Raw genomic sequence first — 23403 nt, 5'->3', positions numbered from 1 at the left:
TGACGTAGCGCGAACTCAGGGATCGGTTGGTCAGGCGGCCGAGGCGAAGGCTCGCGATTCTGGTGTCCGACAGCACGTGGTGGACCGTGGAGACGAGTCGGCGGGAGGTCCTGGAGAGGGTTCGCCGCCTGGTCTAGGCGGCGTCTCCAGAGGCGACGGAGGACGGCGCCGGGTCGCTGCGCAGCCTGCTGTAGACCCAGCCGTCGCGCCACTGCCCGTCGCGGAATTCGATGTGGCGCAGCACGCCCTCCAGCCGGAACCCCGCCTTCTCCAGCGACTTCTGCTCGGCGATGTTCTCCGGGTGCGTGCGCGCCTCGATCCGCTCGACCGGCGTATGCGTGAACAGGTACTCGCACAGCATCGCCTGCGCGCGCCAGCCGATGCCGCGGCCGCGCCAGTCGGGCAGCAGCGCGATGCCGATCTCCCAGTACGTCGCGACGCCCACCACGATCTCGTGCCAGTCGACGAAGCCGGCCGCCGTCTCGTTCCCGTCCACGGCCACCATGAGGCGACCGTGTTCCTTGTCGAGGTAGCCGTTGGTGGCGAAGCGCCGCGCGGGCGCCTGGGCGTCGCGGAAACCCGCCCAGTCGAGCCCGATGAGTCCCGGTTCCGTGGCGAAGCGCCGGAACATGTCGAGGTCGTCCTCGGTCACCGGCCGCAGCCGCACCATCGCGTCGCTCGTCATCGAAGCCTCCCAAGAGATTTCACGCGGTCACTCCCCGGTCAGGCCGTCCACCGACTCGCGGATGAGGTCGGCGTGCCCGTTGTGCCGGGAGTACTCCTCCACCAGGTGCACCAGGATCCAGCGCAGGCTCGGCGCCCGGCCGTCGCGCCGGGTGCGCCGGGCGAGCCGGTCCAGACCGCCGTCGGCCAGCGCCTCCGCCACCAGGGAGCGTGAGCGGTCCACCGCCTCCCGCCAGATGGCGTGGAGCTGTTCGGGGGTGTCGTCGGCGGCCGAGTGCCAGTCCCAGTCGGGGTCGGCCTTCCAGTCCACCGCGTCCCACGGGGGCTGCCGGTCTCGTCCGTGCAGCCAGTACGAGGACCATTCGTCCTCGACGTACGCGAGGTGCTTGAGCATCCCGCCCAGGGTCATCGACGAGGCTCCGGCGGTCGCCCTGAGCCCGTCCGCGTCCAGTCCCGCGCACTTCCACGCCAGGGTCGCCCGGTGGAACTCCAGGAAGCCCAGGACGGTGGCGGTCTCGTCGGCCGCGAGAGGGGGCTCGGGGCGGCCCTGATCGTCGAGGGTGGACATGGGCGGTGATCATACCGGCGTTCCGGAGCGTCACCGGGGCAGGGCCCCACCCCGCCCGTCCCTCGGGGAGACCCCGGTCAGGGACCTGTGAAGCGCCCGGCTGCGGAGGGGGGCGGTCGCACGACTAGGGTCGGGTTCGTGGTGGATTGGGTGCGCCTGCGGCTGGACGTGGACGGGTTCGACGACGCGGCCTTCGAGCCGTATCTGCGGCGGGCGCAGGAGGCGGGCGTCGGGTTGACGACCATGGCGGAGCTCGGGGGCGACACCGACGATCACCGGCGCGCCCTCTACGAGCTCAACAGGACGTGCTCGGCCGACATCCCCGAGCGGGGCGAGTTCTTCACGTACGAGGAGTTCGTCGCGAGGCGCTGCGACGTGCCGGGCTTTCATCCCGGAGGGGTCGTCCTGGCGGTCCACGACGGCGCCTGGGTCGGGATGTCCGCGACCTCCCTGCACCCGGCCGAGGGGTACGCGTTCAGCGAGATGACCGGCGTGCTCGCGCCGTACCGCGGCAAGGGGCTGTCGCTGGCGCTGAAGCTGCTGGCGATCCGTTTCGTCCGGTCGTCCGGGTACGGGCTGCTCAGGACGTTCCACCACCCGCGCAACGCGTCCGCGATCGCCATGAACCGGCGCCTCGGCTTCACCGACGATCCCGCCTGAGGCGAGCCGCCCGGCCGGGCCTTTGGTCACCTAACGATCACCTTGCGGCCACAACAGGCACTCAATGCCCGTTTGCCCCTTCCGCCCCTTGCGACGCGACCCTCCGCTACGGGAGGATCACCCGTTGAAACACCGCGATGTCCGTGCCCCGTCCGGACCGGCGGCCCGCCCCCCGCACATCGGTGCATGACGACATGGGGAGACTGTCGTGCAGCCACAAGAGCAGATCGAGCAGTTCGGCTACCGGCAGGAGCTGCGCCGCGGCGTCGGCGCGGCCGACCTCGTGTTCTACGGCCTCAACTTCATGGTGCCGATCGCCCCCTTCGCGATCTTCGGCCTTGTCTACTTCCGCTCGGGCGGCATGCCGGTCCTGGCGTACCTGGTCGGGATGATCGCCCTGCTGTTCACGGCGGCCTCGTACGCGCAGATGGTCAAGGCGTTCCCGCTGTCCGGATCGGTCTACAACTACGCCGGCCGTGGCATCAGCGCGCCGGTCGGGTTCATGACGGGGTGGGCGATCCTCCTCGACTACCTGCTTGTCCCGAGCCTGCTCTACCTGGTCGCGTCCCTGGCCATGAACGCGACCGTGCCGCAGGTGCCGGTGTGGGCGTGGCTGCTCATCTTCGTGGCCGTCAACACGGTGATCAACCTGCGCGGCGTCCGCATGACGCTCAAATTCGCGCGGGTGATGATCGCCGCCGAGCTGGTCGTGCTGGCGCTGTTCCTCGGAATCGGCATCTGGGCCCTGCTCCAGGGCGCGGGCCACGGGTTCAGCCTGTCGCCGCTGTTCAACCCGGACACCTTCTCGTGGCCGGTGATCTTCGCCGCGGTGTCGGTCGCGGTTCTGTCGTTCCTCGGGTTCGACGGGATCAGCATGCTGGTCGAGGAGTCCACCGGCGGGTCGGCGCAGGTGAGCAAGGCCATGCGGTTCGCGTTGATCCTGGCCGGCGTGCTGTTCATGGTCCAGGTCTGGGTCGCCGCCCTGCTCGTGCCCGACCCCGCCACGCTGCTGAACCACGACACCGGCACCGCGTTCCAGGACGCGGCGGCCGTCGCGGGCGGCGAGTGGCTGCGGTGGCTCACGTCGAACGCCACCGCGATCTCCTGGGGTGTGGCGAACACGCTGGTCGCCCAGGTGGCCGTGTCGCGCCTGCTGTACGCGATGGCGCGCGACCGCCAGCTCCCGACGTTCCTGGCCAAGGTGTCGGTCAAGAACTCGGTGCCGACCAACGCCATCCTGCTCGTCTCCGCGCTGTCCGTCGGGCTCGGGCTGTGGATGTCCTCCCTCGAGGACGGCGTCGACCTGCTCAGCAGCATGATCAACATGGGTGCGCTGGTCGCCTTCATCATGCTGCACGTGTCCGTGATCGTGCATTACGTGATCCGGCAGCGCTCGGAGAACCTGTGGGCGCATCTGATCTCGCCGCTGATCGGGATGGCGATCCTCATCCTCGTCGTCATCAACGCCCAGGTCCTGGCGCAGGTGGCCGGCTTCGTCTGGCTCGTCGTCGGCGCGATATTCCTGGCCGGCATGTACGCCATGGGACGCCGGCCCGTCCTGCGAGGTCTCGACGCGAAGGAACCGGTGTGAACCGGCTGCCCCTGCACCAGGACCTCTACCTCATCGCCCACAGCGAGGCGGGCAAGCTCCTGACCCACCCGTCGTCGCTGGCGCTGGCGCTGGCGGGGGCGGTGCTGGCCGAGCTGATCCTGGACGACCGCGTCGCCGTCGTCCAGGGCCGGGTCACGGTCCTCGAGCGGGGGCGTACCGGTGACGCGATCGCCGACGCCATGGTCGACCTGATCCCCCGGGACCGGGACCACGAGGACGTCAAGTTCTGGATCAAGACGGCGGCGAAGGACCTCTACGAGCGCACCCGCGACGACCTGGTCGCCAAGGGCGTGCTCGCCCCGGTGACCAAGCGCCGCATGGGCATGCTGCCGTACCTCCGCTACCAGCTCACCGACATCACCTGGGCCGTACGCGCGGCGTCGGGGGTGCGGTCGGCCGCGGAGGGCTTCAAGGAGCCGGACACGCGGTGCGCCGTGCTGTGCGGCCTGGTGTCGGTGCTGCGGGTGGAGGCGGAGCTCTACCTCAACCAGTCGTCGGGCCGGCTCATCGAGCGGCTGCGGGCCATCGCCGACGAGGACTCCTTCGAGGCGAAGCAGGTCGTGGACCTCGTCGACACGCTGATCGCCGAGGCCGCCGTCGCCATCTACCGGTAGGCGGCCCCGCCTCCCGGACGGCCTCCAGCAGCGCGGTGGCCACCCCGTGCCGCTTCGCCCGGGCACGACGACGATCTGGTCGAGGGCGATGAACGAGTCCGCGTTCAGGAGGACGTTCGCGGCGCCGTGGATCCTGCCCGAGTCGCTCGGCTAAACGCGCCGCCAGGTCCTCGGCCGGGGGTTCGGCCTGGAAGTCGTCCACAGGCTGTGGACTGGGCGGCCGCGACCGGCCGTGCGACCATGAGCACGCCGGGCGACAGACGGGACGGACGCGATATGACGGACAAGCAGCCGACGACGATAGGCCGCTGCTACGGCTGTGGCCGCACGTTCGCCTACGACCCCGCGACCGTCACGATGTTCTCCGTCGACCCCGAGACCGGCTTTCCGCCCGGGATGACAGTCCTCGGATCGGTCCGCGAGCCGACCCCGGAGGCGGTGGCCCGCGCGGTCGACAAGCCGGTCTGCCCGGAGTGCGTGGACAAGGCGAAGCGGTTCCTCGACAACGCCGACGCGCCGGCCCGGTGGAAGCCGTGGCCGGGTCCGCGCCCCTGACCGGGCTCCAGGGCTCGGGACCCCTCCCGGCGGGACGGACGCGGGCGGGCGCTTGAGTCTCCCGTGAGGGGAGACGGCAGGGTGGGGGCATGGAAGGCGACGCGCTCTACTCGATCGGTGACCTGGCGCGGCGGACCGGGCTGACGGTCAAGGCCATCAGGTTCTACTCCGATCAGGGCATCGTGCCGCCGATCGGCCGTACCCCGGCCGGTTACCGCCTGTACGGCGTGGACGCCGTCGCGCGGCTGGATCTCGTACGGACGTTGCGCGAGCTGGGGCTGGACCTGCCCACGGTGCGCCGGGTCGTGGACCGGGAGGTCGCGCTGCCCGAGGTGGCGGCCGCGCACGCCGAGGCGCTGGCCGTGCAGATCCGGACGTTGCGGCTGCGGCGCGCGGTGCTGACGGCGGTCGCCAGGCGCGGGTCCACCCCTGAGGAGATGGAGCTCATGAACACACTGGCCAGGCTCTCCGAGGACGAACGGCGGCGGTTGGTCGGGGACTTCCTCGACGCCGCGTTCGGCGGCCTCGACGAGACGGACGGAACCGGGACTCCCATGGGGACGTTCGCCGGGATCAGGCGTTCGATGACGCCCGAGCTGCCCGACGACCCCGAGCCGGAGCAGGTGGAGGCGTGGGTGGAGCTGGCGCAGCTCTCCCGCGACCCCGGCTTCCGCGCCGTGCTGCGCCGTGTCGCCGACGAGCACGCGGCCGGGACCGTGCCCGGCGCCGTGCCCAGGCCGGACGCGGTGGCGGTGGTCCGGCAGGAGGTGGGACCGGCGGTGGCGGCCGGCGTGGATCCGGCGTCCGACGAGGCCGAGGCGGTGGTCGCCGCAGTCATGGCCCGGTACGCCCAGGTGGTCGGGCCATCGAGTGAGGCCGGGTCGCCCCCGGTCGGGAATGCCGGGCTACGGCGGCGGCTGCTCGGCCATCTGGAGGCGGTGAACGACCCGCGCCGGGAGCGCTACCTGCGGCTGCTCGCCGTCGTCAACGGCTGGCCGCCGCCCGAGAGCCTGACGCCGGTGCTCGACTGGACCGTGCGCGCCCTGCGCGCCCGCCTGCCGGAGGCCGCCCCGGATGCCTGACGGCGGTGTGTGCTCCTGACATCGGCGTCACGAGACCAGGCCGGGGGCCGGCGGTGCCGACGAAGTCGCCGGCATGCCGGTTCTCTCCCATCCGGTCTCGTGGACATTCGATCGGAAGCCGGCGAAGAAGACCAGGCCGACGACGATCGCGATGAGCCCGACGACGATACCGCCGTAGCCGCCGCCGACGTTCTCCGCGGGCACGGCCGTGGTCGGGTCCTCCGAGTCGTAGAGCACCTCGGTCTCGTCACCGACACCGAGGCCGGAGGGAGTCGCCGCCTCGGTGGTGATCTCCCGTCCGTCCACGGTCGTGAAGGTCAGCACCGGCCACTCGCTCGCACGCATGTGCTCCCCTCGCCCCGTGAACCTGGTCCGGACGTCGCTGACCACGCCCGGCACCCGCTTGCCGTGGCGGGCGAACTGCCTGCCGCGGAGGATCCTCCTGACCGTCATCAGAATGATCAGCATTCCGAACGCCACGAACGACAGCGGTAAGTAGCTGAACAGAGGAAATGGTTGCACCGGAGATCTCCTTTTGGTCGCCCCGCAAGTGAGAACGTTCCGGCATGACAGGAGTTCCCGCTCCCGCGTGAGGCACGTCCTCAGGTGAGGCGGTGCGGTGGGAAGGCGTGGTGGCGGGCCAGGAGGACGGCGGCCAGGGTGGGGGCCAGCAGCGCGAGGGTGCTCCACGCGAACGCGCCCGTCCCGAAGAGGCCCAGCAGGACGCCGCCCACCGCGCCCCCGGCCGCCATGGCGGCGTTCCACAGTGTGACCAGCGCCGCCTGCGCCGTGTCGGCCGCCTCCCCGCCCGCGTCGCCCGCCGCGGTCTGGAGGAGCGTGGGGACTCCGCCCCAGCCGAGCCCCCACAGTCCCGCCGCCGCGTACACCAGCACGGGGTTGCGCGCGGCCACCGCCAGCACGGCCGCCGCCACGGCGACGAGGACGACGGCGGCGATCGTCAGGGGGCGCAGGCGGCGGTCGATGTGCGCCCCGACGAGCCAGATGCTCGCCAGCGAGGCGACGCCGAAGATCAGCAGGACGAGGTCGACGGCCTCGCCCATGCCGTTCGCGTTCAGGAGCGTCGCGACGTACGTGTAGAGGATCGTCTGCGCCAGCACGAACAGCAGGGTCACGAGCAGCACCGGCGCGACGCCCGGCACGGTGAGCGTGCGCAGCAGCGGGGGACGGCCCCCGGCCCGCTGACCGGGATGGTCGGGGACGAGCGCGGCGATCCAGGCGAGCAGGACGGCGGCGATCGCCGTCATGGCCCAGAACGTCACCCGCCACCCGAGTGCCCCGCCCGCGAACGTGCCCGCCGGCACACCCAGCGACAGCGCCGCCGGTATGCCCGCCATGACGATCGCCATGGCCTTGCCCTGGAGGTGGGCGGGGGCCAGGCGGCGGGCGTACCCGGCGAGCAGCGCCCAGACGACCCCGGCGGCCACCCCGGCGACGAACCGCGCCACGAGCGTCAGCGGGAAGGACGCCGACACGGCCGTGACGGTGTTGGCAACGGCGAACCCCGCCACGCCGCTCAGCAGCAGGCGCTTGCGCGGCCAGCCCGCCGTGGCGGCGGACAGGGGGATGGCGGAGACGGCGGTGCCGATCGCGTAGACGGTCACGAGCTGTCCGGTCGCGGACTCGCTCACGCCTAGTCCGGCGCTCATGGCGGGCAGGACGCCGGCGGGCAGGGTCTCGGTCAGTACGGTGATGAAGGCGGCCGTGGCCAGCGCCAGCAGCGCTCCCAGGGGCAGGCGCTCCCCGGGGATCGCGGTGCGGGGCGGGACGGGCCGCGTGGTGCGGTCGCTCATGCTGCGTATGCTCGAACCATCACATAGATGTGAGGGTCAAAGCGACGAGGTGTGAGGTCGGTCACGTGCGGATCGGAGAGCTGTCGGAGCGCACCGGCACGCCGCGGCGGCTGCTGCGCTACTACGAGGAGCAGGCGCTGATCACGCCCACCCGGTGCGCGAACGGCTACCGCGACTACGACGAGCGGTTCGTGGACCGGGTCGTGCAGATCCGGGGCCTGCTCGACGCCGGGCTGCCCACGCGGATCATCAGACAGATCCTGCCCTGCCTGGACAAGCCCCATGTGATCCACTTCCCGGACGCCACCCCGGAGATGCTCGCCACCCTGGAGGGTGAGCTGGACCGCATGAACCACCGCATCGCCTGCCTGACCCGCAACCGCGACGCGATCGAGGACTATCTGGAGGTCGTGCGGCAGGCCAAGGCTCCGGCCTAGGCGGGCGCGCGAACGCGCGATCACGCCTGCGGAACCGGCGCGGCATCCGGCACAATCGGATCCATGCCGCCGCTGCGACCGCTCCGGTCCACGGACCCTCGCGAGATCGCCGGGTACGTGCTGCACGGCCGGCTGGGCGAGGGCGGGCAGGGCACCGTGTTCTTCGGCACGTCGCCGGCCGGGGTGAAGGTGGCCGTCAAGCTGCTGCACGACGGGTTCGGGTCCGGCTCCGACGTGCGGCGTTTCTTCGACCGGGAGCTCGCGGCGCTCCAGCGGGTGGCGCCGTTCTGCACGGCCCGCGTCCTGGCCGCCGATCCGGGCGCCGATCCGCCGTACGTGGTCAGCGAGTACGTCGAGGGGCCGTCGGTGCTGCAGGCCGTGCGCGAGCGGGGCGTGCTGACGGGGGCCGACCTCGACCGGCTGGCCATCGCGACGGCCACGGCGCTGGGCGCCATCCACGCGGCCGGCGTGGTGCACCGCGACTTCAAGCCCGCGAACGTGCTGCTCGCCGCCGACGGCGGCAAGGTCGCCGACCACCCCTGTTTCCGGCCGGGCACCGGTATCGCCGACTACGAGTACGGCTCCGGCCGGCTGTACCTGAACAACGAGGGCCACAACTATCTGGTCGGCACCCGCGTCTCCCACCAGTCCGGCACCCAGGACAAGGTCTTCGTCTCCCGGTTCTTCCGCGACCAGGTGGACACGGCGGTGGCGGACCAGCGGCGGGACGTCTACCTGACCGTGTTCCGCGACCTCGACGGCGACGGGACGTTCAAGCGGGCCGGCGAGGGCGAGTACGAGTACCTGATTCTGCATTTCCCCACCTGACGCGCGTGCGCCGTCGTGTCCGGGGTAGCGGGGCGGCATGCCGCGAGTGGACAGGATCGCCGAGCCGTGGGCCACGCGCACGCCGTACGGCGCCGGGGAGACGTGGCCGGTACGCCTGGACCGCTTCCTCCAGGAGAGCCGGCGGGCGAGTCCACGGCGGCCGAGCGGGTCCGGGAGAAGGCCGCCGAGTGGCTGGCCGAGCGGTGCCATCCGCAGACGCTGCGGCAGGTGCGGTGGGCGAACGTCCGGCTGAAGGAGTCGGCCACCCAGGCCCTCGTGAGCTGAGCAGGTGGGGAACGGCCGGTTCGGCCCCGGCGTTGACAGGAGGAAGGACGGGACACGGACGAGTGGGTGAAGGCTTTGGGGCGGGTACACGTGGACGAGCGCTGGGACGGCGCCGGCGGGCCGCGGGTGCGCAGCCTCGAAACGGGACGGGAGAACCCCGACCGCCGGACCGTCGTCCTCGTCCCCGGGTTGGGCGCCCTCGGCTACCTGTTCGACACGCTGGCCGGGTGCGGCCCGTGGGCGCGCTCGTTCCTGCTGGACGTGCCGGGGTTCGGGCGCCGCGCGCCGTGGTCGTGCGCGCCTGAGCTGCCCGCCGTCACCGCGCTGGTCACCCGGTGGCTGGAGTCCGTGCCGGCCGGGCCGGTGGTGCTGGCCGGGCACTCCACCGGGGCGCAGGTCGCGCTCCGGGTGGCGGCCGAGCGGCCCGACCTCGTCCGGGCGCTGGTCCTGCTCGGGCCGACGTTCCCGCCGAGGCTGCGCACGGATTCAGCCCTGCTGGCCTCGTACGTCCGGACGACCGTGCACGAACCCGCTGGCCTGCTCACCTCGACGCTGCCGTACTACCGGCGGGCGGGGCTGAAGACGCTGACCCGTTTCGTGCGGACGGCGCAGGAGGACGAGCCGGAGAAGCTGGCGCCGGCTGTGTCGTGCCCGATGCTCGTCGCCCGGGGTGTCCACGACGCGGTCGCCACCCAGTCGTGGGCCGACCGGCTGGCCGCGTCGGCCGCCGACGGGCGTTCGGTGACCGTGCCGGGGGCGCACGCGTTCCCGTACCGGCACGGCGGCCTGACCGCCGCGCTCATCAACGGGGCGGCCAGGCGGGCAGGAATCCTCTGAACTCGGGCGGCACGTGGCGGTGGAAGCCCGCCCCTGCGGAGGCTCCTTCCTCGTGACGTCGGCACCGCGCAGTGAGGCGCGGGGCCGGGCGTGTGACCATGGGGGGATGGCGGAGACGATGACGGCGTGGGTGGTGGCGCGGCCGGGGCCCATGGCCGGTGACCCCCTGGAACGGGTGCGCCTCCCCGTCCCCGAGCCCGGCCCCGGCGAGGTGCTGGTCAAGGTCGAGGTGTGCGCCGTCTGCCGTACCGATCTCCACCTGGCGGAGGGCGACCTGACCCCGCGCCGGCCCCGCACCGTCCCCGGGCACGAGGTCGTGGGCCGGGTCGCGGGCCGCGGCCCCGGCGCGGACCTGCCCGACGGCGCCCGCGTCGGCGTGGCGTGGCTCCGCTCGACCTGCGGCGTCTGCCGCTACTGCCGCCGCGGCGCCGAGAACCTGTGCCCGGACTCCCGCTACACCGGCTGGGACGCCGACGGCGGCTACGCCGAGTACCTGACCGTCCCTCAGGACTTCGTCCACCCGCTGCCCGCCGATCCGCCGGCCGAGAAGCTGGCGCCGCTGCTCTGCGCGGGCATCATCGGCTACCGGGCGCTGCTCCGCGCCGAGCTGCCGCCGGGCGGGCGCCTCGGCGTGTACGGGTTCGGCGCCTCGGCGCACCTGACCGCCCAGGTGGCCATCGCCCAGGGCGCGACCGTGCACGTGCTGACCCGCGCCCCGGAGGCCCGGCGGCTGGCGCTCGACCTGGGCGCCGCCTCGGCGGGCGACGCCTACGACGCCCCGCCGGAGCCGCTGGACGCCGCCATCCTGTTCGCGCCCGTGGGCGACCTCGTGCCGGTGGCGCTGGCCGCCCTGGACCGGGGCGGCACGCTGGCCGTGGCCGGGATCCACCTGACCGACGTCCCGTCCCTGAACTACCGGCAGCACCTGTTCCAGGAGCGCACGCTGCGCAGCGTCACCGCCAACACGCGCGCCGACGGCCGCGCCCTGCTGGAGCACGCCGCCCGCAGCCCGCTGCGCGTCACGACCGTGCCGTACGGGCTGGACGAGGCCGGGCAGGCCCTGGCCGACCTGGCCGCCGACCGGATCACCGGCGCGGCCGTCCTGCACATGGACGCCTGACACATGGACGCCTGAGCACGCCGGTCCCGCGAGGCTCGGCGGGGCTCACGAGACCGTTGCCTCCGCCAGCAGGCGGGCGAACTCCTGAGGCGTCTCGGCCGCCGCCCACAGCACCCGCTGCCGCGCGGCGCCCGTCCCCCGTTCCCGGGCGCGCTGGAGCAGTCCCGCGATCAGGTCGGCGTCCGGGGCGCGGTCCAGCAGCGTGGCCAGCATCCGCTCGTGGTTCACCACCCGGCCCGTGTACGGGTCGCGGGTGGGGGCGGCCAGGCCGTGGTGGGCGGCGGCGTTCAGCGCGGCGGCCACCCGTACGTCGCCGATGCGCCTGATCGGCACGCCGGCCCGCAGCTCGGCGATGGCCAGCCCCACCACGGCCCGCGCCAGGCTGGTGATCAGGACGGTGTCGTCCACGGACAGGCAGGCGTCCATGATGCGCAGCTCGATCGTCGGGTAGCGGGACGACAGCCGGGCGTGGAAGTACACGCCGCGCTCGTCGATCGCGTGCCCCCGGCGGATCAGCCTGCTCACGGCCGCGTCGTAGTCGCCGACCGACCGCCACGCCCGGGGAGCCGTGGCCGAGGGCCAGCGGGCCCAGCGCCGGTACCGCTTGCTCTGCCACCCGCTGTCGCGGCCGTTCGCGATCGGCGAGTTGGCGCTGACGGCGAGCAGCGTGGCCAGCCACGGCCGCACCCGCGTCAGCACCTGGACGCCCAGCTCGCGCGAGGGCATGCCGACGTGGACGTGACAGCCGCAGGTGCCGGTGCAGGCCAGCAGCGGGCCGAAGCGCCTGGCCAGCTCCCGGTAGCGGGGGTCGGGTGTCACGGCGTCCGCGCCGGGCATGCGGTGCGGGGCGACGCCGGAGGCGACGAGGTGGCAGCCGTTCTCGGCCGCGGCCTGGGCCGCCCGGCGGCGGAGCGCCCGGAGCTGGCTCCCCGCCTCCTCCGGGCATCCGCACACGCAGGTGACGGTCTCCAGCTGGTAGCGCATGGCCTCGGGCTTGACATGGTCGTCGCCCATGAGGTCGATGAGCTGGGGCGCTGTCAGCGCCAGTTCGCCGTCGGCGCGGTTCATGAGGAGGAACTCCTCCTCCACGCCCACGGTGAGCGTCCGGCCCGCGGCCTGGACCGCCGCGCTGGTGACCATGGCGCCACCTCCTCGCCCGTCACGTCCGATGCGCCGGAGGGAGCGCCCGCCTGTGGTAACTACCCTCTCCGGCGGCTTCTCACGCGACGTTTTCGCAGGTCATCCCCGGGACGACGGGCTTTCGAGCGGCTGGCCGCCGGGTGCGTCACGACGCGACGACCCGTACGGACGTGACGGCCGGGTCCACGGAGTCCGGGACGACCATGCCCGCGTCCACCCCCGAACGCAGGTACTTCAGCACCTCGTACGTCAGCCGCTCCCCCGGCACCACGGCCGGGATGCCCGGCGGGTACGGCGTGAGCATCTCCGCCGAGATCCGTCCGGACGCCTGCTCCACCGGCACCTGCTCCGTCTCGGCGAAGAACGCGTCGCGGGGCGGCATGACTTGCTCCAGATCCATCCTCAACGGCTCCTCCCAGTGGTCCCTCGACGCCGGGCGGTCCTCTTTCCGGGCCGTCAACGGCCACACCACAGGTCAGCGGTGGAGAGTCAGAGGCGGTCGAGGATGCGCCCCATCTGGTCGATCTCGTCCCGCTGCGACGTCTCGATGCTCTTGGCGAGCCCTTTGGCCTCGGCGCTCTCCCCCTCCCGCTGCTCCCTCTGGGCCATCGCGACCGCCCCCTCGTGGTGGTCGATCATCATCCGGGTGAACTGCTTGTCGAAGATGTCGCCGCTGAACGCTTCGAGATCCGCCATGTCGTCGGCGGACAGCGTGCCGGGCATGCCGTGCCTCATGTGCCCGCGCGTGGACTCGGGCGCTCCCCACGCCTTGAGCCAGCCGCGCATGGCGGCGATCTCCGGCTCCTGAGCCGCCCTGATGCGCTCGGCCAGCTTCTTCACCTCGGGGTCCTCGGCGCGCGTGGCGGCCAGTTCGGCCATCTCGACGGCCTGGAGGTGGTGCGGGATCATCATCCGCGCGAACAGGACGTCGGCGTCGTTGTGCGCGCCCGGGGGCTGGGCCTCCGTCTGGCGTACGGCGGGGGCGTCGGGCATCTCGCCGGTGGCCGGGACATCGCCACCGGTCCCGCCGCAGGCGGTGAGCAGGCCGAGGACCCCGGCAGCGGCGATCATGATGCGGGCGGTCGTACGGTGCGCGAGCATGATGATGTGACTCCTGGTGACGGTACGGGTGTTGACCGTAATCGTGGAATCGACCGGCCCGCGCGCGCGTCACCGACACGCGGGCCCCTGCGGCGGGCTGCTGATTCGGCCGCCGGCGGGCCCGCCCGCGTATCTCCCATCGGCGCCGGCACAGGGGCGGCGCCCCGGGCAGGAGGCACACGCATGGTCGCACGGCGCAGGATCGGTCGCCCCAGGGCGGGCCGGCGGTGGTACGCCGTCCTCGCCGCCGTCCCTCTCCTCGCGTACGGGGTGCCGGCGGTGGTGCTGGCCGGCGAGGTGCCGCCGCGCACGACGGCCGCGGGCGTGGACATCGGCGGGCTCTCCCCGGCGCGGGCGCGGGCCCGGCTGGAGGAGGCGTTCGCCCGCACGGGCCGGATCGCGCTGGCCGCGGCGGGCAGGACCGTCACCATGGCGCCCGCCGACCTGGGCCTCACGCTCGACGCCGCGGCCACGGTCGCGGCCGCCATGGACGGCGTCACCACGCCCGCCGGGGTGGCCCGCGGCCTGCTCGGCAGCCGCGTGCTGGCTCCGCGGGCCCGGGTGGACGAGGGGCTGCTGACCCGGAAGGTCGCGGCTCTGGCCCGGGCCGTGGACCGCGCGCCGCGGGAGGGCGGCGTCCGCTACGAAGGGCTGGAGCCGCGGCCGGTGCTGCCCGGGGCTGGACGCTCTCTCGACCGGGCCGCGGCGGCGCGGGCGATCCGCGACGCCTTCCTCGCCCGCCGGGCGAGGGTCACGCTGCCGGTCCGGCCGCTCGCCCCGTCGGTGACGGCGGAGAAGACGCGCGCCGCCGCCCGCTCCACCGCCCGCGCGGCCGTGGCGGCGCCGCTGACGCTGACGGCGGGCGGGCGGCGGGCCACCCTGTCACGGTCGCGGCTGGCGGCCCACCTGCGGTTCGTGGCGGACGGCCGGGGCGGGCTGCGGCCGTCGTTCGACGCCCGCGAGGTCGCGGCCGAGCTGCGGGACGAGCTGGTCCCGGCCGCGGAACGCCCCGAGGACGCCGGGTTCACGATCGCCAAGGGCCGCCCCGCGGTCGTGCCGGGCCGGACGGGCAGCGGCCTCGCCCCCACCGCGGTGAGCGCCGCCGTGTCGGCCGCCCTCACGTCGGGGACCCGTACGGCCGGGATCGCCCTCACGCGGGTCGAGCCGGCCCTGACCACCGAGCGGGCGCGCGCGCTGGGCATCAGGGAGAAGGTCAGCTCCTTCACCACGCGGCACCCGTGCTGCGCGCCCCGCGTCACGAACATCCACCGCATCGCCGACCTGGTGGACGGCCACGTGGTCCGGCCGGGCGCGACGTTCTCGCTCAACGGCCTGGTGGGCCGGCGCGACCGGGAGCGCGGCTTCGTGGAGGCGCCGATGATCCTGAACGGCCGGTTCGTCAACGACGTGGGCGGAGGCGTGTCGCAGTTCGCGACCACGATGTTCAACGCGGTGTTCTTCGGCGGGTTCGAGGACGTGCGGCACACGCCGCACCAGTTCTTCATCTCCCGGTATGCGGCGGGCCGCGAGTCCACGGTGTCGTTCCCACAGCCGGACTTCCGCTGGCGCAACGACTCGCCGTACGGGGTGCTGATCAGGACGTCGTACACGAAGACGTCCGTCACGGTCGAGTTCTGGAGCACCAGGCGGTACGACGTCGAATCCCGCAGCTCCGCCCGCTACGCCGTCAAGGACTTCCCCACGCTGACGGACTCGGGCCCGGACTGCCTGCCGATGGGCGGAGTGGAGGGCTTCGCGATCGACGTGTGGCGGATCTTCAGGAAGGACGGCGAGGTGGTCCGCAGGCAGAGGTTCCACACCGTGTACGCCCCCGAGCCGCGCCTCACCTGCGCCTGAGCGGGAGACGAAGGAGCCGAGGCGGCCGGGACCCTCTCGTCACCGGCCGCCTCGGCCGCTCTCGGGCGGCTGCGCGCGGATCACTTGAACCCGCGCAGCCGCAGGCTGTTGCTGACCACGAAGACGCTGGAGAACGCCATCGCGGCACCGGCGATCATGGGGTTGAGCAGCCCCATGGCGGCCAGCGGCAGGGCGGCCACGTTGTAGGCGAACGCCCAGAACAGGTTCCCCTTGATCGTACGCAACGTCCGGCGCGACAGGCGGATGGCGTCGGCCGCCACGCGGAGGTCACCCCGCACGAGCGTCAGGTCGGACGCCTCGATGGCCACGTCGGTGCCGGTGCCCATGGCCAGGCCCAGGTCGGCCTGGGCGAGCGCGGCGGCGTCGTTGACCCCGTCGCCGACCATGGCCACCGACCTGCCCTCGGACTGGAGCCGCTTGACCACGTCCACCTTGTCCTGGGGCAGCACCTCGGCGATCACCTCGTCGATGCCGACCTCGGCGGCCACGCTCCGGGCGACCGCCTCGTTGTCGCCGGTGAGCAGCACCGGGGTCAGGCCGAGCGCGCGCAGCCGCCGGATGGCCTCGGCCGAGGTGGGCTTGACCACGTCGGCCACGACCAGCACGGCGCGGGCCTCGCCGTCCCAGCCGACGGCGACGGCCGTGCGGCCGGCGTTCTGCGCCTCGTCCAGCGCCCGCTCCAGGTCGGCGGGCAGGTGCTGCGACCACTCGGCCAGCAGCTTGGGCCGGCCGACGAGCACCGCGTGCCCGTCCACGACGCCCTGCACGCCGAGCCCTTCGACGTTGGCGAAGTCCTCGGGCGTGGGCAGCTCGCCGGCCCGCTCGGCCGCGCCGCGGGCGACGGCCCGGGCGATGGGGTGCTCGGAGGCGTTCTCCAGGGCCCCGGCCAGGCGCAGCACCTCGACGGGGTCCTCGCCCTCGGCCACGTGCGTCTCGACCAGCGTCATGCGGCCCTCGGTGACGGTGCCGGTCTTGTCCAGCACGACGGTGTCCACCCGGCGGGTCGACTCCAGCACCTCCGGCCCCTTGATGAGGATGCCGAGCTGGGCGCCGCGGCCCGTGCCGACCAGCAGCGCGGTGGGCGTGGCCAGGCCGAGCGCGCAGGGGCAGGCGATGATGAGCACGGCCACCGCGGCGGTGAAGGCCGCCGCCGGGCCCGCGCCCGCGCCGAGCCAGAAGCCGAGCGTGCCCAGCGACAGCGCGATCACGATGGGCACGAACACACCCGAGATCCGGTCGGCCAGCCGCTGCACCTGCGCCTTGCCGGTCTGCGCCTCCTCCACGAGCCTGGCCATCTGGGCGAGCTGCGTGTCGGAGCCGACGCGGGTGGCGCGTACGACCAGCCGGCCGCCCGCGTTGACGGTGGCGCCGGTGACCGCGTCGCCCGGCCGCACCTCGACCGGCACGGACTCGCCCGTCAGCATCGAGGCGTCGACCGCGGAGGTGCCCTCCTCGACCACGCCGTCCGTGGCGATCTTCTCGCCGGGCCGGACGACGAACCGGTCGCCCACGGCCAGCCGGGAGATCGGCACGCGGACCTCGGCGCCGTCACGCAGGACGGCGACGTCCTTGGCGCCCAGCTCCATCAGCGCCCGCAGGGCCGCGCCCGCCCGCCGCTTGGAGCGGGCCTCGAAGTAGCGTCCGGCCAGGATGAACGCGGTCACTCCGGCGGCGGCCTCCAGGTAGATGTTGCCCGAGCCGTCCGTGCGGGCGATCGTCAGCTCGAACGGGTGGGTCATGCCGGGCGTGCCGGCCGTGCCGAGGAACAGCGCCCACAGCGACCAGCCGAGCGCGGCGATCGTGCCGAGCGAGACCAGCGTGTCCATGGTCGCCGCGCCGTGGCGCAGGTTGGTCCAGGCGGCCTTGTGGAACGGCCATCCGGCGTAGACCACGACCGGCGCGGCCAGCGTGAGCGACAGCCACTGCCAGGACGTGAACTGCAGCGCCGGCACCATCGCCATCGCGATCACCGGGACGCTCAGCACCACGGCCGTGATCAGCCGGGAGCGCAGCGGCCCCAGCTCGTCCGGCCCCTCCCCGCGCTCGCCACGCTCGTCCCCGGGCTCCCGCTCGGGCGCGGGCGGCTCGGGCAGGGCGGCGCTGTAGCCGGCCTTCTCGACCTCGGTGACCAGAACCAGCGGGTCGAGCCCCTCGGGGAAGGTCACCTTGGCCTTCTCCGTGGCGTAGTTGACGGTGGCCGTGACGCCGTCGAGCTTGTTCAGCTTGCGCTCGATGCGGTTGGCGCAGGACGCGCAGGTCATGCCGCCGATCGCCAGCTCGACCGCGCCGTGCGGCCTCTCACCGGCGACGGTGGTCTCCTTGATGGGGGACATCACCTCTCCTTTCGTCGCGTCCCGCGATCAGTGGGCGTGCGCGCCCTGATCGTCGTGACCACCGGGCTCGGCGCTCGGTGTGCCGGCGGGCGTGCCGCTCGGCACCGGCGTCGCGCCGGGCGAGCCGGCGTGGACGGTGAAGGCGGCGGTGCGGACCTTCCCCTGGTGCTGGAAGTCCAGGAAGAGACGGTAGTCGCCGCCGCTCGGCGCCTCGGCGTAGAAGACGATCTCGGGACCGGCCGTGGTGACGCCGTCGCCGGGCGTGCCGTCCGGGTGGACGTGCAGGTACGCCAGGTCGCCGCCGCGCAGGGCGACGAGGTGCCCGTACGCACCGAGATACGGCTGCAGGTCGGTGACCGGTTCGCCGTCCTTGCTCACCTTGAGCGCCAGACGGCTCGACCGGCCGGGGACGAGGTCGCCGTCCAGCTCGACCGTGTAGCCGTCCACGCTCGCCGTGCGGGCGGCCACGGGCAGCGGGCGGGGGGTGTAGCCGCCCGCGACGAGCACGTCGGCCCCGAGCGTCAGCGCGGGACCGCCGGTCGCCGCGAAGTCGGCGAAGGCCCGGTAGGCGCCCGCCTCGGGCAGCGTCAGCCTGACCGTCCATACGCCGTCGGCGGACATCTCCGGGTGGACGTGCTGGAACGTCGTCAGGTCGCGCGAGGTGAGAATGAGGTGGAGCTTCTTGTCATGACGGGTCTGGAAATCGGTGATGTTGCCCCCGCCTGGGCCGGTCACGGCGAAGCGGAAGTCGGCGGGCTCACCGGGCTTGATCGCGCCGGTGAGCGGGACGAACGTGTAGTCGTTCTCTGACACCTGGAGCCCCCCCGGGGTATCTTCGGAGCCGACCTGTGCCGCGTCGCCGTGGCTCTGGGTGGCCTGCTCGGTGTGGGTGCCGGACGTCGCGTGGGCGCCGGGAGCCTTGGTCCCGGCGATCACCGCGCCGCTGTCGCCCAGCGCGTTGCCGGCGCCGAGCGCCCCGCCGAACACCACGGCCAGCCCCAGGGCGTACAGCCCGAGCCTGCCTGCCGTGTTCACGACGCGCTCTCCACGGTGTAACCGGCCTCCTCGACGGCGGCCACGATCCGCGCCTGCTCGACCGGCTGCTCGCTGGCGACGGTCAGCAACCCGCTCTGCAGGTCGACCTCGACGCCGGTGACGCCCGGCACCTCGCCGACCTCCTCCTTCACGGAGCTGACGCAGTGGCCGCAGGTCATGCCCTTGACGGTGTAGGTAGCGGTGGTGGCCATACCGATCACTCCTCGAAACAGCGTTAACGGAACGGAACTCAAAGCGGGGGTCACGAGCGCACGAGCCGCGCGATCGCGTCGGAGGCCTCCTTGACCTTGGCCTGCGCCTCGGGCCCGCCCTCGCGGGCGGCCTCGGCGACGCAGTGGGCCAGGTGCTCCTCCAGCAGGGACAGGGCGAACGACTGCAGGGCGCTGGTGGCCGCCGACACCTGGGTCAGGACGTCGATGCAGTACTTGTCGTCCTCGATCATGCGCTCGAGCCCGCGGACCTGCCCCTCGATCCGGCGCAGCCGGCGGCTGTGGTCGTCCTTGCGTGCGGAGTATCCCGCCATCGCCGACCTCCTCTCCCTTGCCGTGTACCCACCCTAACACGGTACCCCCCTACGGTATTTCCGACCCGCCGGATTTTTCCGGGCGAGCGCCCGGGCCGGGGCGGGACCGCAGGCCGGGGCGGGGTAGCGTCGCTATCAGAGGCACCGCCGGTAGGAGGGACATGTCCGACGCCCGCCGCACGTCCAGCGCGCGCCGCCCGGCCGGCCCGGACGCGGGCCCGCGCTCCGCGCCGCCGCGCGAGCCGTGGGTGCGGCGCGTCCCCTGGGCCACGCTGGGCGCGATCTCCCTCGGCGGGGCGCTGGGCGCGCTGGCCCGCTACGGCGTCACGCTGGCCCTCCCTCACCCGCCGGGCGGGTTCGCCTGGGCCACATGGCTGGTCAACGTGACGGGGTGCCTGCTGATCGGCCTGCTCATGGTCGCCGTCACCGAGGCGTGGCAGGTCCACCGGCTGGTGCGGCCCTTCCTCGGCATCGGCGTGCTCGGCGGCTACACCACGTTCTCGACGTACGTGGTGGACGCGCAGAAGGCGCTGGAGGCGGGCGCGGCGCGCACGGCGCTGGCCTACCTGGGGGGCACGCTGGTCGCCGCGCTGCTGGCGACCCACGCGGGTGAGCGCCTGGGCCGCCTGGTGTTCATCACCTGGCGCTCGCGGGGGGAGGAACGATGAGACTCAAGGGCCCGGCCCTGCGCCTGACCGTCTACGTCGAGGAGGACGCGGCCTGGCGCCACAAGCCGCTCTACCACGAGATCGTGCACCGCGCCCGGCAGGCGGGACTGGCGGGGGCGAGCGTGATCCGGGGCATCGAGGGCTACGGCGCCTCCAGCGAGATCCACACCACCCGGATCCTGTCGCTGTCGGAGGACCTGCCGCTGGCGATCGTGATCGTGGACACGGCGGAGCGGGTCCGCGCCTTCCTGCCGCAGCTCGACGAGCTGGTCACCGAGGGGCTGGTGATGGTCGACGAGGTCGAGGTGATCCGCTACGCGGGCCGCACCGCCGGGGACTCCGCCCCAGGCGGTGCGGACGACGCCGGGCCGGTCGACGCGGGCGGGCGCGACTCGTGACCGTGCTGCTCGTCGTGCTCGGGGCCGCCGTGGGGGCTCCGCTGCGCTACCTGGTCGACCGGCTCGTGCAGGCGCGGCACGACTCCGTGTTCCCCTGGGGCACGATGACGGTCAACGTGATCGGCTCGGCGGTCCTGGGTTTCCTCGCCGCCGCGGCCGTGTCCGGGCCGGTCATGACCCTGCTGGGCACCGGCTTCTGCGGCGCGCTGACCACGTACTCGACGTTCGGGTACGAGACCGTGCGGCTGGCCCGTACCGGCGCCACGACGTACGCGCTGCTCAACGCGCTGGGCAGCGTGGCGGCCGGGCTGGGCGCGGCGTGGTGCGGCATGGCCGTCGCGCTGGCCCTGACACCGTGACCGCCGGCCTCACATGAAGGCGTAGCACTCCACCTCGGAACGCCGGTAGGTCAGCCCGTTGGCGACCGAGTCCCGGACGCAGGCGCGTTCGGAGGTGCTCAGCATGAGCCTCCCGCACACGGTCACACCGGAGTAGGCGCGGCAGTCGAGCGACGGGTCGGCGGCGCCGATGCGGTAGGTCTGCCTGACATCGGTGCGGCACCGTGTGCGCGCGGCGACCGTGTTCGCGTACGAGCACTGGTGGAGCAGGATGCGGTACTGGCGTCTGCTGACGTCCTGGCCATCGCCGCCGGCGCCCGCCGAGGCCGGGCCGCGGTTGTCGCCGTCGGCGCTCGCCGACCCCAGATCGCGCAGGTCACCGTCGGCCCGCGCCGAGGAGGCGCACAGGCCCAGCATGACCACCACCCCGAGACCAGCGGCAACGATCTTGTTCATGGCTACCCCCACAAGCGGGATACCGCCCGCAATACCCCCCAAAACCCCACATTTCGCCTTCCCCGAAGGGGCTCGGCGTGTCGCGCCGCGAGCCTACCGGGCGGGCCGGGGAGCGCAGGGAACGATGGTGCCCCTGTTACGCCCGGGGCCGGTAGCCGGTCTGGCGGAGCATGGCGACCAGGTAGGACTTGACCTCTCCGGCGGTCACCGTGTCCGGAAAGGCCCCGAGGTGATGCAGGACGGCTCCCCCGAGGATCTGCTGGAGGGCGTCGAGGTCGGCCTCGGCAGGCAGCTCGCCGCGCTCGCGCGAGCGGTCCAGCGCGGCCCGCTCGGCCGCCGCCCGGCGCGCCCCGTGCGACTCGCGGTACGCGCGCATCAGCTCCGGATGGGCGACCCCCGCGTCGTGCCCGACCTGATCGCCAAGACCGAGGCGACGGTCGAGGAGCTGCGCCGGGGCCTGGCCGGCACGTCGGGCGACGCGCTGTTCGCGTACATCCTGAAGGACCGCGACGTCATCGCCGACCTCACTTTCGACCCGCGCAGCGTGGCGGCGGCGCTCATCGGCATCCAGTCGGTGAACTGGGTCAACAAGCACATGGCGGAGTGGCTGGGCGTCCAGAACGCGGCCGACGCCGTCTCGCAGTCCGCCGACCACAACGTGGTGGCCGCGACGGGCCTCGACCTGCTGGCGGTCTCCGACGTGGTCCGGAAGCACCCGGCCGTGGTCGCGTACCTGGAGACGGCCGGGCGCGACACGTTCTTCTCCGGGCTCGCCGGGGTGGCCGGCGGCGAGGTGGTCCGCCGGCGAGGACTACCTGCGCGCGTACGGCATGCACGGCCAGGGCGACATCGACATCACCCGGACGCGGTGGAGCGAGGACCCCACGCTGCTCGTCCCGCTGACCCTGACCAACGTCCGGACCCTCGCCCCCGGCGAGCGCGAGCGCAAGGCCGAGCGGGGACGCGCCGAGGCCGAACGCGCGATGAACGACCTGCTGGAGCGGATCAGGAAGCTGCCCGGAGGCGGCCGCAAGGCCAGGCGGGCGGCCCGCAGGATGCGCCTGATCCGGCACTTCATCGGCTACCGCGAGTACTCCAAGCACGCCCTGCTCCAGCGCTACGAGCTGTACAAGGGGGCGATGCTCGCCGAGGCCGGTCGGCTGGCCCGGCAGGGCGTGATCAAGGAGCCCGAGGACGTGTACTTCCTGTCCTTCGAGGAGCTGCGGCAGGTCGTGAACACCGGGCGACTACACGATCATCACCGAGCGGCGCGACGCGCACGAGACGTACCGGAAGATGACGCCGCCCCGCGTCATCACCTCCGAAGGCGAGCTGATCGACGGCGGGCGCGACCCGGCGCATCCGCGACGGCCGGCGCATCCGCGTCAACGGCTCCGAGGGATATGTGGAGGTGTTGCCTGACGAGGCGTGAGGCGGGCAGGGTGGAGCGTGTGAGCAGCGATGAGACGCGCGACGGTGTGCCGCTGACCAACCTGGACCAGCCGTTGTTCGACGGGTCCGGCACGACGAAACGGAACCTGGTCGACTACCTCGACGCCGTGAGCGACCGCGTCCTGCCCGTCCTGCGCGAGCGTCCGCTGTCGGTCGTGCGGGTCCGCCCCGGCCAGCCGGCCTTCATGCAGAAGAACGTGCCCAAGTACGCCCCGTCGTGGGTGCGCACGGTCTCCGTCTGGGCCGAGGCGTCACGCCGGCAGGTGTCGTACGCGCTGTGCGACGACCGCCGCACGCTGCTGTGGTTCGCCAACCAGCGGGCGGTCGAGTACCACCCGGCGCTGGCCCCCGCCGGCGGCGACCCCACCCACCTGGTGCTCGACCTCGACCCGCCCGAGGGCGGGTCGTTCGACCTCGCCGTGCGGGCGGCCCTGCTCGTACGGCGGGCGCTCGGCGACGCCGGCCTGGCCGGGGCGGTCAAGACCAGCGGCGCCAAGGGCACGCACGTGTTCGTGCCCGTGGAGCCGGGCGTCCCGGTCGAGGACCTGGCGGCGGCCACCCGCGCCCTCGGCGCCCGGGCCGCCCGCCTCGATCCCGGCCTCGCGACGACGGCGTTCATCCGGGAGGACCGCGAGGGCAAGGTGTTCATCGACTCGACCCGGGCGGGCGGGGCGACGGTGGTGGCGGCCTACAGCCCGCGGGTCCGGCCGGGCGTGCCGGTGTCGTTCCCCGTGGCGTGGGACGACCTCGGCGCGGTGAGCCCGGGCGACTTCACCGTCCACACCGTGCCGGCGCTGCTGGACGGCCGCGACCCGTGGGCGGAGCTGATGCCGCCGCCGCAGCGGCTGCCCGCCGACCTGGTCGAGGAGGGGCACACGATCCCGGTGGCGCGGGTGCAGGCCATGCACGAGGGCAAGCGCCGGGCCCGCGCCCGCCGCGGCGAGTAGGTCTCCGCGGCGGGCGATGC

Annotated in this window: 29 protein-coding genes; 15 read left to right on the top strand and 14 right to left on the bottom strand. The window is 73.3% G+C overall.

Annotated elements, in window-relative coordinates; all coding sequences use genetic code 11:
- Nucleotides 1-133 precede the first annotated feature (133 nt).
- Together AB0H81_RS08900 and AB0H81_RS08895 are read right to left on the bottom strand one after the other, a co-directional pair.
- Complete coding sequence (locus tag AB0H81_RS08900) at nt 134-685, bottom strand: GNAT family protein (protein ID WP_358371266.1); 552 nt, start codon at nt 683-685, stop codon at nt 134-136.
- Between the two features lie 27 nt (nt 686-712).
- The gene (locus tag AB0H81_RS08895) at nt 713-1252 is read right to left on the bottom strand and encodes a DinB family protein (protein WP_358371263.1); all 540 of its coding nucleotides are present in this window, start codon (nt 1250-1252) and stop codon (nt 713-715) included.
- Between the two features lie 138 nt (nt 1253-1390).
- On the opposite strand from AB0H81_RS08895, the gene AB0H81_RS08890 reads away from it, so the two are divergent.
- The 5 genes from AB0H81_RS08890 to AB0H81_RS08870 all read left to right on the top strand — a co-directional run bounded on the left by AB0H81_RS08890 (nt 1391) and on the right by AB0H81_RS08870 (nt 5775).
- Nucleotides 1391-1912 (top strand): GNAT family N-acetyltransferase, encoded by a 522-nt coding sequence (locus AB0H81_RS08890; RefSeq protein ID WP_358371260.1) that lies wholly within the window; start codon nt 1391-1393, stop codon nt 1910-1912.
- Nucleotides 1913-2120: 208 nt separating this feature from the next.
- A complete protein-coding gene (locus tag AB0H81_RS08885) occupies nt 2121-3503 on the top strand; it encodes an APC family permease (protein ID WP_358371257.1) in 1383 nt (460 codons plus the stop codon).
- A complete protein-coding gene (locus tag AB0H81_RS08880) occupies nt 3500-4138 on the top strand; it encodes a GPP34 family phosphoprotein (RefSeq protein ID WP_358371254.1) in 639 nt (212 codons plus the stop codon). The genes AB0H81_RS08885 and AB0H81_RS08880 overlap by 4 nt, the downstream gene beginning before the upstream one ends.
- Nucleotides 4139-4414: 276 nt before the next feature.
- A complete protein-coding gene (locus AB0H81_RS08875) occupies nt 4415-4693 on the top strand; it encodes a hypothetical protein (RefSeq protein ID WP_358371251.1) in 279 nt (92 codons plus the stop codon).
- Nucleotides 4694-4782: 89 nt separating this feature from the next.
- Nucleotides 4783-5775, top strand: a complete 993-nt coding sequence (locus AB0H81_RS08870) for a MerR family transcriptional regulator (protein WP_358371247.1) — start codon at nt 4783-4785, stop codon at nt 5773-5775.
- A 27-nt stretch (nt 5776-5802) separates the two neighbouring features.
- Here the strand turns inward: AB0H81_RS08870 and AB0H81_RS08865 are convergent, their stop codons facing one another.
- Nucleotides 5803-6297 (bottom strand): DUF3592 domain-containing protein, encoded by a 495-nt coding sequence (locus tag AB0H81_RS08865; RefSeq protein WP_358371244.1) that lies wholly within the window; start codon nt 6295-6297, stop codon nt 5803-5805.
- Nucleotides 6298-6377: 80 nt separating this feature from the next.
- Nucleotides 6378-7586 carry an MFS transporter gene (locus tag AB0H81_RS08860; protein ID WP_358371241.1) on the bottom strand — a complete coding sequence of 403 codons (1209 nt, stop codon included), beginning with the start codon at nt 7584-7586 and terminating at the stop codon, nt 6378-6380.
- Between the two features lie 65 nt (nt 7587-7651).
- On the opposite strand from AB0H81_RS08860, the gene AB0H81_RS08855 reads away from it, so the two are divergent.
- The 5 genes from AB0H81_RS08855 (at nt 7652) to AB0H81_RS08835 (ending at nt 11093) form a co-directional block, all read left to right on the top strand.
- Complete coding sequence (locus AB0H81_RS08855; RefSeq protein ID WP_358371238.1) at nt 7652-8023, top strand: MerR family transcriptional regulator; 372 nt, start codon at nt 7652-7654, stop codon at nt 8021-8023.
- 63 nt (nt 8024-8086) lie between these two features.
- Nucleotides 8087-8851 (top strand): protein kinase, encoded by a 765-nt coding sequence (locus tag AB0H81_RS08850; RefSeq protein WP_358371235.1) that lies wholly within the window; start codon nt 8087-8089, stop codon nt 8849-8851.
- 66 nt (nt 8852-8917) lie between these two features.
- A complete protein-coding gene (locus AB0H81_RS08845) occupies nt 8918-9136 on the top strand; it encodes a hypothetical protein (RefSeq protein WP_358371232.1) in 219 nt (72 codons plus the stop codon).
- A gap of 66 nt (nt 9137-9202) precedes the next feature.
- Nucleotides 9203-9973, top strand: a complete 771-nt coding sequence (locus AB0H81_RS08840) for an alpha/beta hydrolase (protein WP_358371229.1) — start codon at nt 9203-9205, stop codon at nt 9971-9973.
- Nucleotides 9974-10079: 106 nt separating this feature from the next.
- Entirely contained in the window at nt 10080-11093 is a 1014-nt protein-coding gene (locus AB0H81_RS08835; RefSeq protein ID WP_358371226.1) for a zinc-binding alcohol dehydrogenase family protein, read from the top strand.
- 45 nt (nt 11094-11138) lie between these two features.
- Here the strand turns inward: AB0H81_RS08835 and AB0H81_RS08830 are convergent, their stop codons facing one another.
- The 3 genes from AB0H81_RS08830 to AB0H81_RS08820 form a co-directional block, all read right to left on the bottom strand.
- Complete coding sequence (locus AB0H81_RS08830) at nt 11139-12233, bottom strand: YbdK family carboxylate-amine ligase (RefSeq protein WP_358371223.1); 1095 nt, start codon at nt 12231-12233, stop codon at nt 11139-11141.
- A 145-nt stretch (nt 12234-12378) separates the two neighbouring features.
- The gene (locus AB0H81_RS08825; RefSeq protein ID WP_358371220.1) at nt 12379-12633 is read right to left on the bottom strand and encodes a hypothetical protein; all 255 of its coding nucleotides are present in this window, start codon (nt 12631-12633) and stop codon (nt 12379-12381) included.
- Between the two features lie 89 nt (nt 12634-12722).
- Nucleotides 12723-13334: a DUF305 domain-containing protein gene (locus AB0H81_RS08820; protein WP_358371217.1), complete on the bottom strand. Its 612-nt coding sequence runs from the start codon at nt 13332-13334 to the stop codon at nt 12723-12725.
- A 183-nt stretch (nt 13335-13517) separates the two neighbouring features.
- Here AB0H81_RS08820 and AB0H81_RS08815 point away from each other — a divergent pair, with 183 nt between their 5' ends.
- A complete protein-coding gene (locus AB0H81_RS08815; RefSeq protein ID WP_358371214.1) occupies nt 13518-15191 on the top strand; it encodes a VanW family protein in 1674 nt (557 codons plus the stop codon).
- 80 nt (nt 15192-15271) lie between these two features.
- On the opposite strand, the gene AB0H81_RS08810 is transcribed toward AB0H81_RS08815, so the two are convergent.
- From AB0H81_RS08810 to AB0H81_RS08795, 4 genes are read right to left on the bottom strand one after another with little or no spacing between them, the layout of a single operon-like run.
- A complete protein-coding gene (locus AB0H81_RS08810; protein WP_358371211.1) occupies nt 15272-17545 on the bottom strand; it encodes a heavy metal translocating P-type ATPase in 2274 nt (757 codons plus the stop codon).
- A 27-nt stretch (nt 17546-17572) separates the two neighbouring features.
- A complete protein-coding gene (locus AB0H81_RS08805; RefSeq protein ID WP_358371208.1) occupies nt 17573-18580 on the bottom strand; it encodes a hypothetical protein in 1008 nt (335 codons plus the stop codon).
- Nucleotides 18577-18792, bottom strand: a complete 216-nt coding sequence (locus tag AB0H81_RS08800; RefSeq protein WP_358371205.1) for a cation transporter — start codon at nt 18790-18792, stop codon at nt 18577-18579. The genes AB0H81_RS08805 and AB0H81_RS08800 overlap by 4 nt, the downstream gene beginning before the upstream one ends.
- 50 nt (nt 18793-18842) lie before the next feature.
- Nucleotides 18843-19124, bottom strand: a complete 282-nt coding sequence (locus AB0H81_RS08795; protein WP_358371202.1) for a metal-sensitive transcriptional regulator — start codon at nt 19122-19124, stop codon at nt 18843-18845.
- 161 nt (nt 19125-19285) lie between these two features.
- Here AB0H81_RS08795 and AB0H81_RS08790 point away from each other — a divergent pair, with 161 nt between their 5' ends.
- From AB0H81_RS08790 to crcB, 3 genes are read left to right on the top strand one after another with little or no spacing between them, the layout of a single operon-like run.
- Entirely contained in the window at nt 19286-19792 is a 507-nt protein-coding gene (locus tag AB0H81_RS08790; protein WP_358371199.1) for a CrcB family protein, read from the top strand.
- Nucleotides 19789-20190 carry a DUF190 domain-containing protein gene (locus AB0H81_RS08785; protein WP_358371196.1) on the top strand — a complete coding sequence of 134 codons (402 nt, stop codon included), beginning with the start codon at nt 19789-19791 and terminating at the stop codon, nt 20188-20190. Before AB0H81_RS08790 ends, AB0H81_RS08785 begins: the two co-directional genes overlap by 4 nt.
- A complete protein-coding gene (crcB, locus tag AB0H81_RS08780; RefSeq protein ID WP_358371192.1) occupies nt 20187-20549 on the top strand; it encodes a fluoride efflux transporter CrcB in 363 nt (120 codons plus the stop codon). Before AB0H81_RS08785 ends, crcB begins: the two co-directional genes overlap by 4 nt.
- Nucleotides 20550-20558: 9 nt before the next feature.
- Here crcB and AB0H81_RS08775 read toward each other — a convergent pair whose 3' ends face one another.
- The 3 genes from AB0H81_RS08775 to AB0H81_RS08765 all read right to left on the bottom strand — a co-directional run bounded on the left by AB0H81_RS08775 (nt 20559) and on the right by AB0H81_RS08765 (nt 21740).
- Complete coding sequence (locus AB0H81_RS08775) at nt 20559-20984, bottom strand: hypothetical protein (RefSeq protein ID WP_358371189.1); 426 nt, start codon at nt 20982-20984, stop codon at nt 20559-20561.
- A gap of 136 nt (nt 20985-21120) precedes the next feature.
- Entirely contained in the window at nt 21121-21360 is a 240-nt protein-coding gene (locus tag AB0H81_RS08770) for a TetR/AcrR family transcriptional regulator C-terminal ligand-binding domain-containing protein (protein WP_358371186.1), read from the bottom strand.
- Complete coding sequence (locus AB0H81_RS08765) at nt 21360-21740, bottom strand: hypothetical protein (protein ID WP_358371183.1); 381 nt, start codon at nt 21738-21740, stop codon at nt 21360-21362. Before AB0H81_RS08765 ends, AB0H81_RS08770 begins: the two co-directional genes overlap by 1 nt.
- Nucleotides 21741-21814: 74 nt before the next feature.
- Between AB0H81_RS08765 and AB0H81_RS08760 the strand changes: the two genes are divergently transcribed.
- A complete protein-coding gene (locus AB0H81_RS08760) occupies nt 21815-23383 on the top strand; it encodes a hypothetical protein (RefSeq protein WP_358371180.1) in 1569 nt (522 codons plus the stop codon).
- Nucleotides 23384-23403: the final 20 nt, after the last annotated feature.

This window comes from Nonomuraea sp. NPDC050691 (genome assembly GCF_040654455.1).
Classification (GTDB): Bacteria; Actinomycetota; Actinomycetes; order Streptosporangiales; family Streptosporangiaceae; genus Nonomuraea.
The sequence above is the reverse complement of the archived record's forward strand: the minus strand, read 5'-3'. Positions and strand labels throughout refer to the sequence as shown.

Bases quoted from the DNA above. Each gene is read 5' to 3' on its own strand.
- AB0H81_RS08900 (WP_358371266.1), bottom strand. From the start codon at position 685: ATGACGAGCGACGCGATGGTGCGGCTGCGGCCGGTGACCGAGGACGAC.
- AB0H81_RS08895 (WP_358371263.1), bottom strand. From the start codon at position 1,252: ATGTCCACCCTCGACGATCAGGGCCGCCCCGAGCCCCCTCTCGCGGCC.
- AB0H81_RS08875 (WP_358371251.1), top strand. From the start codon at position 4,415: ATGACGGACAAGCAGCCGACGACGATAGGCCGCTGCTACGGCTGTGGC.
- AB0H81_RS08870 (WP_358371247.1), top strand. From the start codon at position 4,783: ATGGAAGGCGACGCGCTCTACTCGATCGGTGACCTGGCGCGGCGGACC.
- AB0H81_RS08860 (WP_358371241.1), bottom strand. From the start codon at position 7,586: ATGAGCGACCGCACCACGCGGCCCGTCCCGCCCCGCACCGCGATCCCC.
- AB0H81_RS08850 (WP_358371235.1), top strand. From the start codon at position 8,087: ATGCCGCCGCTGCGACCGCTCCGGTCCACGGACCCTCGCGAGATCGCC.
- AB0H81_RS08835 (WP_358371226.1), top strand. From the start codon at position 10,080: ATGGCGGAGACGATGACGGCGTGGGTGGTGGCGCGGCCGGGGCCCATG.
- AB0H81_RS08830 (WP_358371223.1), bottom strand. From the start codon at position 12,233: ATGGTCACCAGCGCGGCGGTCCAGGCCGCGGGCCGGACGCTCACCGTG.
- AB0H81_RS08825 (WP_358371220.1), bottom strand. From the start codon at position 12,633: ATGGATCTGGAGCAAGTCATGCCGCCCCGCGACGCGTTCTTCGCCGAG.
- AB0H81_RS08820 (WP_358371217.1), bottom strand. From the start codon at position 13,334: ATGCTCGCGCACCGTACGACCGCCCGCATCATGATCGCCGCTGCCGGG.
- AB0H81_RS08815 (WP_358371214.1), top strand. From the start codon at position 13,518: ATGGTCGCACGGCGCAGGATCGGTCGCCCCAGGGCGGGCCGGCGGTGG.
- AB0H81_RS08810 (WP_358371211.1), bottom strand. From the start codon at position 17,545: ATGTCCCCCATCAAGGAGACCACCGTCGCCGGTGAGAGGCCGCACGGC.
- AB0H81_RS08800 (WP_358371205.1), bottom strand. From the start codon at position 18,792: ATGGCCACCACCGCTACCTACACCGTCAAGGGCATGACCTGCGGCCAC.
- AB0H81_RS08795 (WP_358371202.1), bottom strand. From the start codon at position 19,124: ATGGCGGGATACTCCGCACGCAAGGACGACCACAGCCGCCGGCTGCGC.
- AB0H81_RS08790 (WP_358371199.1), top strand. From the start codon at position 19,286: ATGTCCGACGCCCGCCGCACGTCCAGCGCGCGCCGCCCGGCCGGCCCG.
- AB0H81_RS08785 (WP_358371196.1), top strand. From the start codon at position 19,789: ATGAGACTCAAGGGCCCGGCCCTGCGCCTGACCGTCTACGTCGAGGAG.
- AB0H81_RS08775 (WP_358371189.1), bottom strand. From the start codon at position 20,984: ATGAACAAGATCGTTGCCGCTGGTCTCGGGGTGGTGGTCATGCTGGGC.
- AB0H81_RS08770 (WP_358371186.1), bottom strand. From the start codon at position 21,360: ATGCGCGCGTACCGCGAGTCGCACGGGGCGCGCCGGGCGGCGGCCGAG.
- AB0H81_RS08760 (WP_358371180.1), top strand. From the start codon at position 21,815: ATGCACGGCCAGGGCGACATCGACATCACCCGGACGCGGTGGAGCGAG.